This window comes from Blastococcus sp. SYSU D00922 (assembly GCF_054050495.1).
The window spans coordinates 66,670-83,707 of the sequence record NZ_JBJGZL010000009.1 but is presented as its reverse complement, the minus strand read 5'-3'; the positions used below and the strand labels follow the sequence as shown (position 1 = coordinate 83,707).

Below are 17,038 nucleotides of genomic sequence, written 5' to 3'. Positions count from 1 at the left end.
GTGCTGCGCTACCTGGCGCAGTCGATGCAGGTGCGGGCCGTGGGCCGGGCGGCCAGCCGCTCGGGGGCGATCGGCCGGCCGCAGGTCTCGCAGCGCCCGTAGGTGCCGCCCTCGACCGCGGCCACCGCCGCGTCGACGTCGGCCAGCCGGCGCCGGGCCTGCTCGAGCAGCGCCACCACCTGCTGGCGCTCGAAGGCGATGGTCGCGCCCTCGGGGTCGTGCTCGTCGTCGGCGTTCGACGACTGCGACGCCGCCACGATCTCGTCGAACTGGCGGGTCAGCGCCTCGATCTGCGCCAGCGCCGCGGCCCGCTCGGCGCCGAGCGGGTCAGCGCTCACGGCGCAGCAGCCGGAGCGAGCCGGTGCCCGGCAGCTCGGCGAAGTCGCCCGACTCCACCACCCGCCGGTAGACGCCGTAGGGCGCCTGCCCGCCGTCGGCCGGGTCGGGGAAGACGTCGTGGATGGCCAGCGTGCCGCCGACCGCCAGCTTCGCCACCCACGCGTCCTGGTCGCGGCGCGCGGACTCCTCGGTGTGACTGCCGTCGAGGAAGAGCAGCGCCAGCGGCGTGCTCCACAGCGGGGCGAGCGTCTCCGACCTGGTGACGACGGCGATCACGACGTCCTCGGCCCCCGCGTCGGCGATGGTGCGGCGGAACCGCGGCAGGGTGTCGACGAGGCCGACGGCGGGGTCGACCAGCGACGGGTCGTGGTACTCCCAGCCGGGCTGGTGCTCCTCGGAGCCGCGGTGGTGGTCGACGGTGACCACCCGCCGGCCGGTCTCGCGCGCCGCGGCGGCGAGGTACAGCGCCGACTTGCCCATCCAGCTGCCCACCTCGAGCAGCGGGCCGGGGACGGCGACGGCGCGGGCCGCCTCGTAGAGGGCGTGGCCCTCGTCGTCGGGCATGAAGCCGGGAGCGGCCTGGGCGGCGGCGAGCAGGTCGGACACCGGCACAGCCTGACTCATCGGGCGAAGCGGGCCCGCAGCGCGGTCACCCGGCGCTCGGTCGCGGCGCCCGCCTCGGTGTCCGCGGCCTTGGCGAAGAACGCGCCGGCGGCCGTCGTCACCGGCACGGCCAGGACGAGGGCGATCGCGCCCACCAGTGTGCGGATGACCTCCTCGGCGAGCGCCGAGCTGGTGATCAGCGTCCAGATCGGCGTCGGGTAGACCTCGAAGAGCAGCAGCAGCGGCAGCGCGGCGCCGGCATAGGCGAAGACGATCGTGTAGACGGTCGAGGCGATGTGGTCGCGACCCACGGCCATCCCCCGCGAGTACAGCTCGCGCCAGGACATCTCCGGCGAGACCTCCTTCAGCTGCCAGATGGCCGACGCCTGGGTGATCGTGACGTCGTTGAGGACGCCGAGTCCCGCCACCACGATGCCGGCGAGCACCAGACCGGAGAAGCTCAACGTCGGGTCGTAGCCCTGCAGCGTCACGGTCTCCTCGCTGGTGAGCCCGGTGAGGCGGGCGGTGGAGACGGCGACCGACCCCAGGACCGCGACCAGGGTGAGCCCGAAGAGCGTCCCCACGAGCGCCGTCGTCGTCCGCGCGGAGAACCCGTGCGCGAGGTACAGGACCACGAACATGATCGCCGCCGAGCCGACGAGGCTGACCAGGGTCGGCGAGTCCTCGCTCAGCAACGCGGGCAGCATGAACTGGAGCAGGACGAAGAACGCGAACGCCAGCCCGACGAGTGAGGCCAGCCCTCGCAGCCGCGCCACGAGCCCCACGACGACCGCGAAGGTGACGGCGAGAACGATGATCGGGAGGTCGCGCTCGTAGTCGTAGAAGCCGTAGGTGGGTCCGCCCTCGGCGCCCGCGTCGCGGGTGAGCACGAAGGTGTCGCCCTCGGCCACGCCGGCAGAGACCACCTCGGGCGGGAGTTCCACCTGCTCGTAGTCACCGGCCCCCTCGCCGTCGAGGATCTCCATGACAGCGGTGGCGCACGTCTGCGGCGGTGCGGACGGGTCGACCCCGCAGTCGAAGGTCTCCAGCGACACCACGCGGGCGTCCGGGTACGTGGTGCCGGGTGGGAGCGCGACCGCGGCGGCCTGTTCGGCAGGGGTCGGCTCACCGGACGGCCAGAGCGCGATCAAGCCGATGACCGTCGCCAGCCCGACCGGGACGAGCAGCAGCAGCATGAGCCAGACGGCCCGCCGGCGTCTGCCCAGCGCCTCGGGGCTCGGCGGCGGGGCGTCGGGGTCGGGTCCGTGGCTGTGGTCGTGGCTGGGCGGCACCCGGTCAGGCTAGGAGCCGACGCACCGCCGGCGCCGCCCGACACCGCGAGCGGTCAGGACGGAGCGGACGCACCTTCGATCGGGAAGCGGTGCCACAGCCCGCTGAGCTGGAGCGGCCGGACGACCGCGGGGGTCGGGCGCACCAGCGCCACCTCGATGCCGCGCGGTGCGGCGAGCTTCTGCAGCTGCACGAGCACCGCCATGCCCGCGGAGTTCATGAAGCCCACTCCTGACAGGTCCAGCTCCACGCGGCCGGGCGCGGGCTGGCCCAGCAGCAGATCGGTCAGCACGCGGACGAGGGGCCGGCGCGCGGCGTCGGTGAGCTCCCCGGCGACGGTCACCCGGGCGACGCCGTCCTGGACCTCGTGGGCGACCTGGGGCTCCCCGGCGGTGCTGCTCGTCTCCTCCACGTCGGCGAGAGTGCCCCGGGCGGGCGGACTTCACTCGCGAGGAATTTTCTCGGGCGCCGGACGTTTACTCGAACGACCGAGCGAGGTAATCTCCAGTCGCCACTAGAGGTTTACTCCTCGGGCAGCGAACCAGCCAGACCGACCAGGAGGTTGCAGAGCCATGATGCTGACCGCCTACGACCCGTTCGCCGCCACGTCCGCCGCCTTCCGTGCGCTGGACCAGCTGACCGGCCGCGCGGGCTCGAGCACCGCCCGCCCGCTCTCGGGCATGCCGATGGACGCCTACCGCGTCGGCGACAACTTCGTCGCCCACTTCGACCTCCCCGGTGTCGACCCGGGCTCGATCGACCTGTCGGTCGAGGGCAACACGCTGACGGTGAGCGCCGAGCGCTCGGTCCCGCAGCTGGAGAACGCCGAGTGGACGATCGCCGAGCGCCCCTTCGGCAGCTACACCCGGCAGCTGGTCCTCGGCCGCAGCCTGGACACCGACCGGCTCGAGGCCAGCTACCACGACGGCGTGCTGACCGTGAGCATCCCGGTGGCCGAGAAGGCCAAGGCCCGCAAGATCACGGTGACCCGCGCGGACGTACCGACCGCGGTGGAGGGCCGCACCATCGAGGGCGAGTCCGCCGAGCACCAGGAGCAGAAGGCGGTCGAGAGCTGATCGCCGGCGCCCTCGGGGCCGGGTCCCACCCGCGGACCCGGCCCCGAGGCGTTCCCACCGACCGTCAGGAGGGACGGCGATGACCGCCGATGCACCGACGCCCGGCACCCCCGAGCCCGACCCGCTGAGCCGGCTCGACGACCCGGACTACCCGGCGCTGACGATGAGCCAGGCGGCCGCACTCCTCGGCGTCCAGGCGGCCTTCCTGCGCAGCCTCGACACCTCCGGCGTGCTCCAGCCGCACCGCTCCCCCGGCGGGCACCGCCGCTACTCCCGCGCCCAGCTGTCCTACGCCGCACGCATGCGCGGCCTCCTCGACGACGGGCACTCCCTCGCCTCGGCGGAGACCATCGTCGGTCTGCAGGACGAGCTCGCGTCCGCCCGCGCCGACGCCGAGCAGCTCCGTTCCGACGTCGCCCGGCTGCGACCGGACCCTCCCCGTTCCGACGACCCCCTGGCTCCATAAACCCTAGGGGGGTATAGTTCCTTCTGCGTCGCGGCCGACGCGACCGGCAGGAGGGACCGCCATGGAGATCGCCGAGCAGGCTCCTCAGGAGCAGCACGACCACGACCACCAGCACGGCTACATCCACCGCAAGGACGACTACCTCAAGCGGCTGCGCCGCATCGAGGGCCAGGCCCGCGGTCTGCAGCGCATGGTCGAGGACGAGAAGTACTGCATCGACATCCTCACGCAGGTCTCCGCCATGACGAAGGCGCTGCAGTCGGTCGCGCTCGGCCTGCTCGAGGAGCACATGAGCCACTGCGTCGTCGACGCCGCCCGTGCCGGCGGCCGCGAGGCCGACGAGAAGGTGCGCGAGGCCGCCGAGGCCATCGCCCGCCTCGTCCGTTCCTGATCCCCACCCCCACCCCGAGAGGCACCCCCATGAGCACCGCCACCTACACCGTCGTCGGCATGACCTGCGGCCACTGCGTCAGCGCGGTGACCGAGGAGGTCTCCCAGGTCCCCGGCGTCACCGGCGTCGACGTCGACCTCGCCAGCGGAGGGCTGACCGTCACCAGCGACGCGCCCGTCGAGGAGGGCGCCGTCCGCGCCGCCGTCGAGGAAGCCGGCTACGAGGTCGCGGGCAGCTGACGTGAACACGCCGGTGAAGCTCGCCGCCTTCGGGGTCGGACTGGTGGCCGCGTTCGGCGCGGCCCTCGGCGTCGGCACCGCCGTCGGCCCGGTGGGCTCGGTGGAGGCGCCGGCGGACGACCACGCCATGGGCGGCGAGCCGGCCGGCGGCCACGACGACGGCGGGCACGCGGCCGCGGCGACCGACCTGCCCGACGGGCTGGCGGTCTCGCGGAGCGGCTACACCCTGGAGCTGGGTGCGCGGGAGCTCCCCGCGGGCCCGGCCGCCCCGGTCGAGTTCCGCATCGTCGGGCCCGACGGCGAGGCGGTCACCGCGTACGACGTCGAGCACGACGTCGACCTGCACCTCATCGCCGTCCGGCGCGACCTGACCGGCTTCCAGCACGTCCACCCCGAGCTCGGGGACGACGGCGTGTGGCGGGTGCCGCTCGCGCTGGACCCGGGTGCCTGGCGGCTGTTCGCCGACTTCACGCCCACCGCGCTCGGCGAGGACCTCACCCTGGGCGCCGACCTCGCCGTCCCCGGCGAGTACTCCCCCGCGCCGCTGCCGGCCGAGACGCTGACCACGGAGGTCGACGGGTTCACCGTCGTCCTGACCGGCTCCCTCGAGCCGGGCCGGGAGTCGGAGCTGACGCTGAGCGTCAGCCGCGACGGCGTGCCCGTCACCGACCTGCAGCCCTACCTGGGCGCCTTCGGGCACCTGGTGGTGCTCCGCGACGGCGACCTCGCCTACCTGCACGCCCACCCGGTCGACGAGGCGGCCGGTGCGGCGGCCACCTCCGGTCCGCACGTCCGGTTCGCCACGACCGCCCCCTCGGCCGGCGCCTACCGGCTGTTCCTCGACTTCAAGCACGACGACGTCGTCCGGACGGCGGCCTTCACGGTTGCCGCGCGAGCGGACGAGGAGGCGCACGGATGACCACCACCACCGATGTCGAGCTGCTGATCGGCGGCATGACCTGCGCGTCGTGCGCCAACCGGATCGAGAAGAAGCTCAACAAGCTCGACGGCGTGACCGCCACGGTCAACTACGCGACGGAGAAGGCCAAGGTCAGCTTCGGCGAGGGCGTCACGCCCGACGACCTGATCGCGACCGTCGAGAAGACCGGCTACACGGCCGAGCTGCCCCGCCCCGCGGCGGAGGAGCCGGCCGAGGCGCCCGCCGATCCGGTGCGGTCGCTGCGGACCCGGCTGCTCGTCTCGACCGTGCTCAGCGTCCCGGTCGTCGCGATGGCGATGGTCCCGGCGCTGCAGTTCGAGTACTGGCAGTGGCTCTCGCTGACGCTGGCGGCACCCGTCGTCGTGTGGGGCGGCGCGCCGTTCCACCGCGCGGCGTGGACGAACCTGCGGCACGGCGCGGCCACCATGGACACCCTGGTGTCGCTGGGCACGCTGGCCGCCTTCGGCTGGTCGCTGTACGCGCTGTTCCTCGGCACCGCCGGGGTGCCGGGGATGACGCACCCGTTCGAGCTCACCATCGCCCGGACCGAGGGCAGCGGGAACATCTACCTGGAGGCCGCCGCAGGGGTGACGACGTTCATCCTCGCCGGCCGGTACTTCGAGGCCCGGTCCAAGCGGCAGGCCGGCGCCGCCCTGCGCGCGCTGCTGGAGCTCGGGGCCAAGGAGGTCTCGGTCCTCCGCGGCGGCACGGAGCGCCGGGTGCCGGTCGACCAGCTGGCGGTGGGCGACCTGTTCGTCGTCCGGCCCGGCGAGAAGATCGCCGCCGACGGCGAGGTCACCGAGGGCTCCTCCGCCGTCGACGCCTCGATGCTCACCGGCGAGTCCGTGCCGGTGGAGGTCGGCCCCGGCGACACCGTCGCGGGCGCCACCGTCAACGCCGGCGGCCGGCTGGTCGTCCGGGCCACCCGCGTCGGCTCGGAGACGCAGCTGGCGCAGATGGCCCGCCTGGTCGAGGACGCCCAGAACGGCAAGGCGGAGGTCCAGCGGCTCGCCGACCGGATCTCCGGCATCTTCGTGCCGATCGTCCTCACGCTCACCGTGGCGACGCTCGGCTTCTGGATCGGGACCGGCGCCGGGCTGCCCGCCGCGTTCACCGCCGCCGTGGCGGTGCTGATCATCGCCTGCCCCTGCGCCCTCGGGCTGGCCACGCCCACGGCGCTCATGGTGGGCACCGGCCGCGGCGCGCAGCTCGGCATCCTGATCAAGGGCCCGGAGGTCCTCGAGAACACCCGCCGGGTGGACACCGTCGTGCTCGACAAGACCGGCACCGTCACGACCGGCCGGATGACCCTGCTCGACGTCGTCCCCGCGGAGGGCGAGGACGCCCACCGGGTGCTGCGGCTGGCCGGCGCGCTCGAGGCGGCGTCGGAGCACCCGATCGCCCAGGCGGTGGCCCGCGCGGCCGCGGAGCGCACCGGCGCCCTGCCCCCGGTCGAGGGCTTCGCCAACGTCGAGGGGCTCGGGGTGCACGGCGTCGTCGACGGTGCGGCGGTCGTCGTGGGTCGCCGGTCCCTGCTGGCCGACTGGTCGCTGACCCTCTCCCCCGCACTCGAGCGCGCCGCCGCCGACGCGGAGGCGGCCGGCCGCACCGCCGTCGCGGTCGGCTGGGACGGCGCCGCGCGCGGCGTGCTGGTCGTCGCCGACGCGGTGAAGCCGGGCTCGGCCGCGGCCGTCCGGCAGCTGCGCGACCTCGGTCTCACGCCGGTGCTGCTCACCGGCGACAACGAGACCGTCGCGCGGACGGTGGCTGCGGAGGTCGGCATCGGCACGGTGATCGCCGAGGTCCTGCCGAAGGACAAGGTCGACGTCGTCCGGCGGCTGCAGGACGAGGGGCGCACCGTGGCGATGGTCGGGGACGGCGTGAACGACGCCCCGGCCCTCGCCCAGGCCGACCTCGGCCTGGCGATGGGCACCGGCACCGACGTGGCGATCCAGGCGAGCGATCTGACCCTCGTCCGCGGCGACCTGCGGGTGGCCGCCGACGCGATCCGGCTCTCCCGCCGCACGCTGTCGACGATCAAGGGCAACCTGTTCTGGGCCTTCGCCTACAACGTGGCCGCGATCCCGCTGGCCGCGGCCGGGCTGCTCAACCCGATGATCGCGGGCGCCGCCATGGCGTTCAGCTCGGTGTTCGTGGTGACCAACAGCCTGCGGCTGCGCGGCTTCGCGCCGCTGGAGGAGAACCGCGACGCCACGACGGCCGCACCCTCCGGCCGCCCCGCCCGCGACCCGGCGCATCTGGGCGCCTGACGGCACCCCGCGGATGCTCTGCCTCTGCTCCGTCCTGTAAGCAGAGGCAGAGCATCCGAGAACCCCCGCGGGAGGCGCAGTGCACGACGTCCGGCGACGAGGCCTGACCCGGCTCATGGCGGCTGCGGGCGCGTGGTCCGGCATCGCGCTGCTCACGCGGCCGCAGCAGATCGTGGACGCGGTCGCGCCGGCGTTCCCGCGGGAACGCCTCTGGCTGGTCCGCGTCCTCGGCGCGCGGCTCCTCGCCCAGCACGGTGCCGTGCTCGTGGCCCCACGCCCGGCGCTCGTCCGGCTCGGTTCGGCGGTCGACCTCGCCCACGCGGCGAGCATGGTGCCGTTCGTCGCCTCGCCCCGCTACGGCCGCGCCGCGCGGATCAGCGGCGGGCTGGCCGCGGCGTACGCCGCCGTCGCGCTGGCGTCCGCCCCGCGCTCAGAGCGCCGGTAGGAGCAGCAGCGCGGTCGGCAGGAGCAGCAGCAGCCCGGCCGCGGTCAGCGCGACCCAGCGGGCGGCCGCCGGCAGCGGACGCGGCGGCTCGAGCAGGCGGACCACCCGCGCACCGGTCGCGCCCCCGGCGACCGCGAGCGCGCCGCTCGGCACGCCCGTCCCGCCCGCTCCCCCGGCGGCGGTGACGATCGCCTTCGCCAGCGTCCGCCGCGGCGCCGTGCCCGACAGCGAGGCCAGCGCGACGTCGTCGGCCCGCATCTCGACCAGCTCGCGCACCGCCGCGTGCGCCCGGGCCGCGGCGGGCAGCACCGGCAGCGCCGCCTCCCACGCGACGAACGGCAGGAGCAGCAGGTGGTGGTGCTCGCGCAGGTGCGCCCGCTCGTGCGCGACCACCGCGGCGACCTCGTCCCCGTCGAGCTCGGCCACCATCCCCGACGACAGCACCAGCAGCGGCCGCGCGCCCGGGATGCAGAACGCGACCGGCGCGGGGTGCTCGAGCAGCCGGGTGTCGGGCAGGTCGGCCGACGGCTGGACGACCAGCTCCAGCAGGTCCCGGTGCCGGCGGCGGGTGCGGGCGGTCCGGACCCAGGAGAGCGCGAGCACCCCCAGCAGCTCCGACGCCAGGACGGCGGCGAGGGTCAGCGAGACCCAGTGGTCACCGCGCACCGGGTCGGCCGCCGGGTGCCCGGTGACCACCGACCACACCGCCTCGGGCAGCGAGTGACCCCAGGGCGCCAGGCCGTGCACCAGCAGCGCCCCGATGATCGACAGGCCACCGGCCAGCCCGATCGCCTGCCAGCAGACCAGCGCGACCAGCGGGTCGCGGCGCGGCCAGCGCGCCCGGGCGAGCAGCGCCGGCACCGGCCAGGCCAGCAGCGCGGCCAGGACGGCGAGGGCGGCCGCGGTCGCGGGCAGCACGGGGGTGGGGACGTCAGGCGCCGGCGAGCAGCTCGCGCAGCATCCGGGCCTCGTCCTCGTCGACGCTGCCGACGAAGCGGGCCAGCACGGCCTGCCGGTCACCCGCCTGGCCGAGCACCTCGCGCATCAGCTCCGCGGCGTGGTCCGCGCGGCTCGAGCGGGCGGAGAACCCGCGGGGGCGGGCGTCGTCGTGGACGACGAACCCCTTCTGCTCCAGCCGGGTCAGGACCGTGTGCACTGTCGTCAGCGCCACCCCGCGGTCGGCCAGCTCGTCGCGCAGCGTCGTCGCGGCGACCGGACCGTCGGCGGCCCACAGCCGCTCCATGACCGCGCGCTCCAGGTCCCCGAGCGAGGCCATCGGCCCTCCTGTCGTCCGTCTCACATCCGACTCTTCTACGTGTCGTAGAAGAACTCTTCTACTCGGCGTAGAAAGAACGTGTCGATCGTACGACGCCGAGACGAGGAGTGGCCGTGGACGTCCTGGACGTGGCGCGCTGGCAGTTCGGGATCACGACCGTCTACCACTTCCTGATGGTCCCGCTGACCATCGGGCTGGGGATCCTGGTCGCGGTCATGCACACGATGTGGGTGCGCACCGACAAGCCCGAGTGGCTGCGGATGACCCGCTTCTGGGGCCGCGTCTACCTGATCAACTTCGTCCTCGGCGTCGCCACCGGCCTGGTCCAGGAGTTCCAGTTCGGCCTCGCCTGGAGCGAGTACTCGCGCTTCGTCGGCGACGTCTTCGGCTCGCTGCTGGCCCTCGAGGCGCTGCTCGCGTTCTTCCTCGAGTCGACGTTCCTGGGCCTGTGGATCTTCGGCTGGGGCCGCATCCCGAAGAAGGTGCACCTCGCGACGCTGTGGGCCGCCGTCATCGGCTCGATCGTCAGCGCGTACTTCATCATCGCGGCCAACTCGTGGATGCAGCACCCGGTCGGCGTCGTCACCGACGACGAGACCGGCCGCCCGCTGCAGGTCGACTTCCTCGCCGTCCTGACCAACAACACCGCGCTGGCCGCCTTCAGCCACGCCATCGTCGCCGCGCTCATGGTCGCGGGCGCGCTGCTCGTCGGCGTCGGCCTCTGGCACCTGCGGAAGCGGAAGCTCGCCGAGCAGCCCACGACCGACGTCGATCACAGCGTGTGGCGCCGCTCGGTGCGGCTGGGCGGCTGGGTGTCACTGGCCGCGTTCGTCCTCGTGGCGCTCACCGGCGACTGGCAGGGCAAGCTGATGTACGAGCAGCAGCCGCTGAAGATGAGCTCGGCCGAGGCGCTCTGCGAGACCGAGGCGCCGGCGTCGTTCTCGATCTTCGCCTGGGGCAAGCTCGGGAACAACGAGTGCGACGACGTCCACTCGATCACGATCCCGTACATCCTCAGCTACCTCGCCCACGGCGACTTCTCCACCGCCGTCCCCGGCGTGAACGAGCTGCAGGAGGAGTACGCCGCCGTCTACGGCGAGACCTACCCCGACGACCCGAGCTTCGGCGACAAGGCCGGCGAGCCGATCGACTACACGCCGGTCCTCGCGGTCACCTACTGGAGCTTCCGGCTGATGATCGGCATGGGTGCGGTCTCGGCGGCCGTCGCGGCCTACGCGCTCTGGGCGACGCGGAAGGGCCGGGTGCCGACCTCGCGGATCGGCGTCTACGGCTCGCTGCTGGCGGTGGCCGCGCCGTTCGTCGCCAACGCGACCGGCTGGATCTTCACCGAGATGGGCCGCCAGCCCTTCGTCGTCTACCCGAACCCCGACGTCCCGGTCGACGAGCAGGTGTACTTCTTCACCGCACAGGCCGTCTCCCCCGGCATCTCCGCCGCCGAGGTGTGGACGTCGCTGATCTCGCTGGCCGCCGTCTACGGCGCGCTCGCCGTCGTCGAGCTCTGGCTGCTCACCCGGTTCGTCCGGCGCGGCGTCACCACCGGGGACGGCGCCCCGGTGCCGGGGCACACGCCCGACGGCGGCCCGGACGACGACCTGCCCGGTGGGTCCGACGGCGGCCGCCGCGACGACGACGTCCTCTCGTTCGCCTACTAGGAACGGACAGCTGACATGGACCTGCAGACCCTCTGGTTCGTCGCCGTGGCGGTGCTCTGGATCGGCTTCCTGCTGCTCGAGGGGTTCGACTTCGGCGTCGCGGCGCTGCTGCCGGTGCTCGGCCGCCGGACGCAGGACCGGCACCTCATGCTGCGCAGCATCGGACCGCTCTGGGACGGCAACGAGGTCTGGCTGATCACCGCCGCCGGCGCGGTGTTCGCCGCCTTCCCCGGCTGGTACGCCACCTGGCTGCCCGCCTTGTACCTGCCGTTCGTGCTGGTGCTCTTCGGGCTGATCATCCGCGCGGTGGCGTTCGAGTGGCGGCACTCGCACCACACGCCGGCGTGGGACTCGAGCTGGACGTGGGTCATCACCACCGGCTCGCTGATCGCCGCCCTGGGCATCGGGGCGGCGCTCGGCGCGACCACGCTGGGCCTGCCGATCGACGCCGACGGCACCCGGGTCGGCGGGGCCCTCTCGGGCCTCGGCTGGCCGGCGCTGCTGGGCGCGGTCGCGGTGCTCGCCTTCTCCCTGGTGCACGGCGCGCTCTTCCTGGCGCTCAAGGTCGACGGCGACGTGCGGCTGCGGGCGCGGGCGTTCGCCCTGCGCTGGTCCCCCCTGGCCGCCCTTCCGCTGCTGGCCTGGGCCGGCTGGGTGCACCTGGACTCGGGCACGCCGGTGACCGGGGCGCTGTGGCTGGTGGCGGCACTGGCCGTCGTCGTCGCCTGGGCCCGCGTGAAGGTCGACGCCGAGGGCCAGGCCTTCGCCGCGTGGGCCGTGCTGCTCGTCGCGTCGGCCGCCACGATCTTCGGTGCGGCCTACCCGGTCGTCGTCCCCTCGACGATCGACGCCGCCTTCGACGTGACCGTCGCCGACGCCTCCGTCAGCGACTACACCCTCACGGTCATGACCTGGGCGGCCGCCGTCGGGCTGCCGGTCGTGCTCGCCTACCAGGCCTGGACCTACTGGGTGTTCCGCACGCGGCTGACCGCCGAGCCGGTGCACGAGGAGCCGGTCGAGGCCCACGCATGAGCGGCACGGGCCCCCTCGGCGCGCTGGCCGGCGTCCCGGGGCTGACCGGCGCGCTCGTCCGGGCCGCGCTCGCGGCGCTCGCCCAGACGGCGGGCCTCGTTCTGCTCGCCGCCGGTCTGGCGCACGCGGTCGCCCGCGCCACCGGCCACGCCGACGGGGACGTGGGCACCCCGCTGGCGCTCGCCGTCCTCGGTGTGACGTTGCGGGCCCTCGCCGGCACCGTCGGCGAGATGACGGCGGCCCGCGACGCCCGGCGGGCGGAGGACCGGCTGCGCCGCGACCTGCTGGACCGGCTGGCCGTGTCCCCCGCCGCCGTCGCCGCCGCCGGGGGGCCGGCTCCGGCCGCGGTGCTGGCCACGACGCGCCTGCACGACCTCGGGCCGGCCCTGGCGACCTACCTGCCGGCGCTGGCCCAGACGCTCGTCGTCCCGCCGGTGCTGCTGCTCGTGCTCGCCTGGACCGACCTGCTGTCGGCGGTCCTCGTCGCCGTCACCCTCCCGCTGGTGCCGGTGTTCATGGTCCTGGTCGGGAAGTACACGCAGTCCGCAACGGCCGACTCCGCCCGCGCGCTGGACCGGATCGCCGCGCACGTCGCCGAGCTGGTCCGCGGGCTGCCGGTGCTGGTGGGACTCGGCCGCGCCGCCGACCAGGTCGCCGCCCTGGCGCACCTCGGCGAAGCGCACCGCACCCGCACGCTGGCCACCCTGCGGATCGCCTTCCTCTCCGCGCTGGTGCTCGAGCTGATCGCCACGCTGTCGGTCGCCCTGGTCGCGGTCACCGTCGGGCTCCGGCTGGTGCACGGCGACATGGCGCTCGCCCTCGGGCTGACCGCCCTGCTGCTGGCGCCGGAGGCGTTCACCCCGCTGCGCGCGCTCGGCTCGGCCCACCACGCCTCGGAGGACGCCGCGCTGGCGGCCGCCGAGGCGCGGGCCGTGCTCGCCGCCCCTGGGCCCGTCCCCGGTCGCCCGGCGCCGGACGACGACCCCCGCGGCGCCGACGTCGCCGTCTCCGGCCTGTCCGTCGCCCACCCCGGCCGCCCGGTGCCGGCGCTCCCCCCGGTGGACCTCGCCGTGCGTCCCGGCGAGCTGGTGGCGGTGCGCGGGACGAGCGGCTCGGGCAAGTCCACGCTGCTCGCCGTCCTCGCCGGGCTGGTCGATCCGGGGGCCCAGGTCGGTGGCGCCGTCACCGGTGTGCCGGACTCCGTCGCGTACGTTCCGCAGTTCCCCCGGACGACGGGCGCGACCGTGGCCGACGAGCTCCGCCGGCACGCCGGTTCGGAGCCCGGCGTCGACGAGATCGTCGGCGAGGCCTACGTGGTCGAGGCGCTCGCCCGGATCGGCGCCTCCGCGCTGGCCGGCCGGGCCCCGGAGTCCCTCTCGCCCGGCGAGCTGCAGAAGGTCGCGTTCGCCCGGGCGCTGGTGCGGATCCGGCGCGGCGCCCGGCTGCTGCTGCTCGACGAGCCGACCGCGCACCTGGACGACGACTCGCGCGCGCTCGTGGCGGAGGTCCTGGCCGGCCTGCGCGGCACCGTGACCACCCTGCTGGTGACCCACGACCCCGTCCTCGCTGCCCTCGCCGACCGCACCGTCGACCTCCCCAGCCCCACCCCCACGGGGACTTCCGGTACAGGAAGTCCCCGGACTTCCGGTGCAGAAAGTCCCCGGACTTCCGACGACGGGAGCGAGCCCGCCGACGGCGGTGGGATGGGGAGGGCGGTGCTGGCGGGCGCGCTGTCGTCGGGGGCCGGCATCGCGCTGACCGCGGTCTCGGGCTGGCTGATCGTCCGCGCCGCCGAGATGCCACCGATCCTCACGCTGATGGTCGCCATCGTGGGCGTGCGCTTCTTCGGGATGGGCCGGGCGCTGCTGCGCTGGCTCGAGCGGATGACCGCCCACGACGCCGCCCTGCGCCTGGCCGCGGCCACGCGGGTCCGGGTGTGGGCGGCGCTGGCCCGGCAGGGCATCGCCGCCGACCGCACACCGGGGTCGGCCCTCGCCCGGGTCGTCGGCGACGTCGGCGTCGTGCAGGACCTCACCGTCCGCGTGCGGCCCCCGCTGTGGGTGGCGGCCGTCGTTCCGACCGCGACGGTGGCCGCGCTCGCGCTGGTCGACGCGGCGGCGGCCGGCGCCGTCGGGCTGGTGCTGGGCGTCGCCGTCGCCCTCGTCCTGCTGGTGCACCGCCGGCTGGACGCGGGCGCCGCGCGCGCCGAGAGCACCCTCCGGGTGGCGGCACTGCAGGAGACAGCCACCGTCCTCCAGGGCCTGCCCGACCTGCGCGCCCACGGGCTCGCCGACCGCGTGGCGGGCGACCTCGACCGGCTGGCCGGCGAGCAGGCGGCCGCGGCCCGCACCGGCACCCGCGCCGCCGCGATCGGCACCGGCGTGGTCGTCCTGGCCACCGGGCTGGCCGGGGTGCTGGCGACCGCGATCGGCGCCCGGGAGGGCGTCGCCGGCCCGGCGCTCGCCGTCCTCGCCCTCGCCCCGCTGGCTCTCGCCGAGCCGCTGGCCGGGATGGTCGCGGCCCTGCAGCGCCGAGGCGCGCTGGCCGACGCGCAGCAGCGCATCGACGCCGTCCTCGACGCCCCGGTGGCGCCGGACCCGGCTCAGCCGCTCCCGGCTCCCTCCCCCGTGCGCGAGCTGGAGCTGGACGGCGTGCGCGCCGGCTGGCCCGGCGGCCCCGACGTGCTGCGGGGCCTGGACGCGGCGGCTCGCGCCGGCGACGGGTGGCTGGTGGTGCGCGGTCCGTCGGGCTCGGGGAAGTCGACGCTGCTGGCGGTCCTCATGGCGGCACTGCGCCCGCGGGCCGGGGCCTACCGCGCGGACGGCGTCGACACCGCCCGGCTGGCCGGGGACGAGCTGCGGTCGCGCATCGCCTGGCTGCCGCAGGAGGCGCACGTCTTCGCGTCGACCATCCGCGCCAACCTGGCCGTCGCCGCGCCGCGCGCCGAGCTCACCGGCGCCGACGGCGAGCACCGGATGCGGGCAGCGCTCGCCGCGAGCGGGCTGGGTGCCTTGCTCGCCGGCCTCCCCGGCGGCCTCGACACCCCGGTCGGCGCCGGCGGTACGGCGCTGTCGGGCGGCGAGCGGCGCCGGCTGGCGGCGGCACGGGCGCTGCTGGCCGACCGGGACGTCGTCCTCCTCGACGAGCCGACCGCGCACCTGGACCCGCCGACGGCCCAGGCCCTGGTGCGCGACCTGCGCGCCGCGCTGGCCGGGCGGGTGGTCGTCTGCGTGACCCACGACGACGACCTGGCCGAGCCCGGCGACACCGTCGTCGAGCTGCGCCCCGCGACGGAGCTGTCCCGCCGCTGACTACCCGGCCAGGAGCCCCGCGAGCGGCACGTGGTGCTGGCCGGCGTGCATGTCGCGGTCACGCAGGCTGCCCTGCGGCACCGGCCGCGGGAACGACACCTTGACCACGTTCAGGGCGGGAATCCGGAACAGCTGCACGTCCGCGGGGTCGACGGCGTACAGCCGTCCGATGACCTGCTCGTCGACGACGGCGGCGGCGGTCGCGTAGCCATCGGCGTCGCGCATGAACACCTCCATCGTGACCCAGAACGGCCCGGCGTTCTTGGACCGGACCTCGAGCGCGAGCTCGCCGAGGGTGACGCTCATGCCTGGCTCCTGCCGATCTCGATGCGGAACATGCTCAGCGGGTCGTCGACGTCCACGACGTGGTGCAGCACGAACTCGTAGGTGGCCCCCCGCTCGATCTCGGCCGGCGACGTCGCGAAGGCGAGGCTGGGCAGGTACTCCATGCCCCGGGTGGGCAGGTGCAGCATCAGCGGGTTGGCGACCTTGGCCACGGCGGTCGCGGTGGCCTGGTCGGCGGCGCTGACGAGCAGCATCACGCCGACCTCGCGGGGCGGCCCGTCGGCGGGCTCGAGGTTCCCGAGGACTGCGTTGTGCCCGTAGAGCCGGATGTCGACGTCGTACTGCGGCGGCTCCAGCCCCAGCGTCTGCCGCACCCGGTCGGTGAGCACCTCGCGCAGGAACCGCGCCCAGTCGTCGATCTCGGCCAGGATCAGCGGGTCGCGGATCGCCGTGAACGACATCGTCGAGAACCCGGCGACGCGGGCGCCCTCGAGCTTGATGGTCTTCTGCTCGGCGAGCTCGAACCGGGAACCCTCCACCCGCACCCGGCGGTCGTCGAGCGCGGTGTAGACGGCGTCGGTGACGTCGATCGTGCCGTCGGGCTCGCGCATCGTGAACGGGTTCACCGTCTCGTAGAGCATGTGCGCCGCAACCGACGTCGGGGTGCAGGCCGTGCCGGGGCTCAGCGGCTCGACGGTGAAGCCGGTGGCGTCGATGGTCACGAACACCTCGCGCTCGCGCGGGTTGGTGGTGCACTGCCCGCCGCACTCGACGATCTTCGCCGCGTGCCAGGTGGGCCCGGCCGGCATGCCGCGCATCAGCGGGTACGCGGCGGCCACGGCGGTGTCGGTGGCCCGGCCGGCGAGGACGACGTCGGCCCCGGCCTCCAGCGCCGCGAGGATGGGCTCGTGGCCCATCACACCCACGACGTGGCTGCAGCTCTCCAGCGTGTCGGCGTCCAGGTCCCCCAGCGGCGGCAGCGGGTGGACCCGTCCCTCGTTCAGGCGTTCCTTGAGGTCGGCGGCGGACTGCTCGCTGTAGATCCGGGCGACGGTCAGCTCCAGCCCCTCCTCCCGCAGCACGGACTCCGCGATCCCGGCGACCCAGTCGACGCCCGAGTCGGTGCCGCTGGTGCCGCACGAGCCGACGATCAGCGGGATCCCGGCGCCCGCCGCGGCCCGCAGCAGGTACCGCAGGTCCCGGGCCACCGCGGCGGCCGTCGTCTTCGCCGTGCCCGACCCGAGGTAGTACGGGCCGGAGTCGGTGGAGCCGCCATCGACGGTGATCGCGTCGGCGCCCATCGCCAGGCCCCGGTCGATGGCTGCCGGGTCGAAGCCGCTGCCGAGCATCCCCGAGGGGATCAGCAGCCGGACGGCGTCCGGAGGGGTCGTGCCGGTCATGC

At 74.9% G+C, this 17,038-nt stretch carries 18 protein-coding genes; 10 read left to right on the top strand and 8 right to left on the bottom strand.

The genetic code is table 11. The annotated features are described in order from the left end of the window. Positions 1-8: 8 nt before the first annotated feature. Genes ACI78T_RS14305 through ACI78T_RS14290 form a run of 4 tightly spaced genes read right to left on the bottom strand, consistent with a single transcriptional unit; the run spans position 9 to position 2,644 of the window. Positions 9-338 carry a TraR/DksA family transcriptional regulator gene (locus tag ACI78T_RS14305; RefSeq protein WP_456558778.1) on the bottom strand — a complete coding sequence of 110 codons (330 nt, stop codon included), beginning with the start codon at positions 336-338 and terminating at the stop codon, positions 9-11. After that, on the bottom strand, positions 328-945 hold the full coding sequence (locus tag ACI78T_RS14300; protein ID WP_456558777.1) for a class I SAM-dependent methyltransferase: 618 nt from the start codon (positions 943-945) through the stop codon (positions 328-330). The genes ACI78T_RS14305 and ACI78T_RS14300 overlap by 11 nt, the downstream gene beginning before the upstream one ends. A 14-nt stretch (positions 946-959) precedes the next feature. Next, positions 960-2,234: a YibE/F family protein gene (locus ACI78T_RS14295; RefSeq protein ID WP_456558776.1), complete on the bottom strand. Its 1,275-nt coding sequence runs from the start codon at positions 2,232-2,234 to the stop codon at positions 960-962. A 53-nt stretch (positions 2,235-2,287) separates the two neighbouring features. Continuing rightward, entirely contained in the window at positions 2,288-2,644 is a 357-nt protein-coding gene (locus tag ACI78T_RS14290; protein WP_456558775.1) for an STAS domain-containing protein, read from the bottom strand. A gap of 160 nt (positions 2,645-2,804) precedes the next feature. Here ACI78T_RS14290 and ACI78T_RS14285 point away from each other — a divergent pair, with 160 nt between their 5' ends. The 7 genes from ACI78T_RS14285 to ACI78T_RS14255 all read left to right on the top strand — a co-directional run bounded on the left by ACI78T_RS14285 (position 2,805) and on the right by ACI78T_RS14255 (position 8,059). Next, positions 2,805-3,308 (top strand): Hsp20/alpha crystallin family protein, encoded by a 504-nt coding sequence (locus ACI78T_RS14285; RefSeq protein WP_456558774.1) that lies wholly within the window; start codon positions 2,805-2,807, stop codon positions 3,306-3,308. A 79-nt stretch (positions 3,309-3,387) separates the two neighbouring features. After that, positions 3,388-3,774 (top strand): helix-turn-helix domain-containing protein, encoded by a 387-nt coding sequence (locus tag ACI78T_RS14280; RefSeq protein WP_456558773.1) that lies wholly within the window; start codon positions 3,388-3,390, stop codon positions 3,772-3,774. Between the two features lie 61 nt (positions 3,775-3,835). Next, positions 3,836-4,165 carry a metal-sensitive transcriptional regulator gene (locus ACI78T_RS14275; RefSeq protein WP_456558772.1) on the top strand — a complete coding sequence of 110 codons (330 nt, stop codon included), beginning with the start codon at positions 3,836-3,838 and terminating at the stop codon, positions 4,163-4,165. Between the two features lie 29 nt (positions 4,166-4,194). Then, positions 4,195-4,404 carry a heavy-metal-associated domain-containing protein gene (locus ACI78T_RS14270; protein ID WP_456558771.1) on the top strand — a complete coding sequence of 70 codons (210 nt, stop codon included), beginning with the start codon at positions 4,195-4,197 and terminating at the stop codon, positions 4,402-4,404. Position 4,405: 1 nt separating this feature from the next. After that, entirely contained in the window at positions 4,406-5,323 is a 918-nt protein-coding gene (locus ACI78T_RS14265; protein ID WP_456558770.1) for a hypothetical protein, read from the top strand. Further along, entirely contained in the window at positions 5,320-7,614 is a 2,295-nt protein-coding gene (locus ACI78T_RS14260) for a heavy metal translocating P-type ATPase (protein WP_456558769.1), read from the top strand. Before ACI78T_RS14265 ends, ACI78T_RS14260 begins: the two co-directional genes overlap by 4 nt. A gap of 79 nt (positions 7,615-7,693) precedes the next feature. Continuing rightward, positions 7,694-8,059 carry a hypothetical protein gene (locus tag ACI78T_RS14255; RefSeq protein WP_456558768.1) on the top strand — a complete coding sequence of 122 codons (366 nt, stop codon included), beginning with the start codon at positions 7,694-7,696 and terminating at the stop codon, positions 8,057-8,059. Here the strand turns inward: ACI78T_RS14255 and ACI78T_RS14250 are convergent. Both ACI78T_RS14250 and ACI78T_RS14245 read right to left on the bottom strand, forming a co-directional pair. After that, positions 8,045-8,977 (bottom strand): M48 family metalloprotease, encoded by a 933-nt coding sequence (locus ACI78T_RS14250; RefSeq protein ID WP_456558767.1) that lies wholly within the window; start codon positions 8,975-8,977, stop codon positions 8,045-8,047. The two genes, ACI78T_RS14255 and ACI78T_RS14250, sit on opposite strands and share 15 nt — an antisense overlap. A gap of 13 nt (positions 8,978-8,990) precedes the next feature. Continuing rightward, entirely contained in the window at positions 8,991-9,335 is a 345-nt protein-coding gene (locus tag ACI78T_RS14245) for a BlaI/MecI/CopY family transcriptional regulator (RefSeq protein ID WP_456558766.1), read from the bottom strand. A gap of 113 nt (positions 9,336-9,448) precedes the next feature. Between ACI78T_RS14245 and ACI78T_RS14240 the strand changes: the two genes are divergently transcribed. The 3 genes from ACI78T_RS14240 to cydC are packed head-to-tail and all read left to right on the top strand — an operon-like array spanning position 9,449 to position 15,351. After that, positions 9,449-11,008 (top strand): cytochrome ubiquinol oxidase subunit I, encoded by a 1,560-nt coding sequence (locus tag ACI78T_RS14240; RefSeq protein WP_456558765.1) that lies wholly within the window; start codon positions 9,449-9,451, stop codon positions 11,006-11,008. A gap of 15 nt (positions 11,009-11,023) precedes the next feature. After that, the gene (gene cydB / locus ACI78T_RS14235) at positions 11,024-12,040 is read left to right on the top strand and encodes a cytochrome d ubiquinol oxidase subunit II (RefSeq protein WP_456558764.1); all 1,017 of its coding nucleotides are present in this window, start codon (positions 11,024-11,026) and stop codon (positions 12,038-12,040) included. Further along, positions 12,037-15,351, top strand: a complete 3,315-nt coding sequence (cydC, locus tag ACI78T_RS14230) for a thiol reductant ABC exporter subunit CydC (RefSeq protein WP_456558763.1) — start codon at positions 12,037-12,039, stop codon at positions 15,349-15,351. The genes cydB and cydC overlap by 4 nt, the downstream gene beginning before the upstream one ends. Here cydC and ACI78T_RS14225 read toward each other — a convergent pair whose 3' ends face one another. Together ACI78T_RS14225 and ACI78T_RS14220 are read right to left on the bottom strand one after the other, a co-directional pair. Then, complete coding sequence (locus tag ACI78T_RS14225) at positions 15,352-15,657, bottom strand: DUF4387 domain-containing protein (RefSeq protein WP_456558762.1); 306 nt, start codon at positions 15,655-15,657, stop codon at positions 15,352-15,354. It abuts the gene before it with no gap. Then, positions 15,654-17,036 carry an acyclic terpene utilization AtuA family protein gene (locus ACI78T_RS14220; RefSeq protein WP_456558761.1) on the bottom strand — a complete coding sequence of 461 codons (1,383 nt, stop codon included), beginning with the start codon at positions 17,034-17,036 and terminating at the stop codon, positions 15,654-15,656. Before ACI78T_RS14220 ends, ACI78T_RS14225 begins: the two co-directional genes overlap by 4 nt. Between the last annotated feature and the right edge of the window lie 2 nt (positions 17,037-17,038).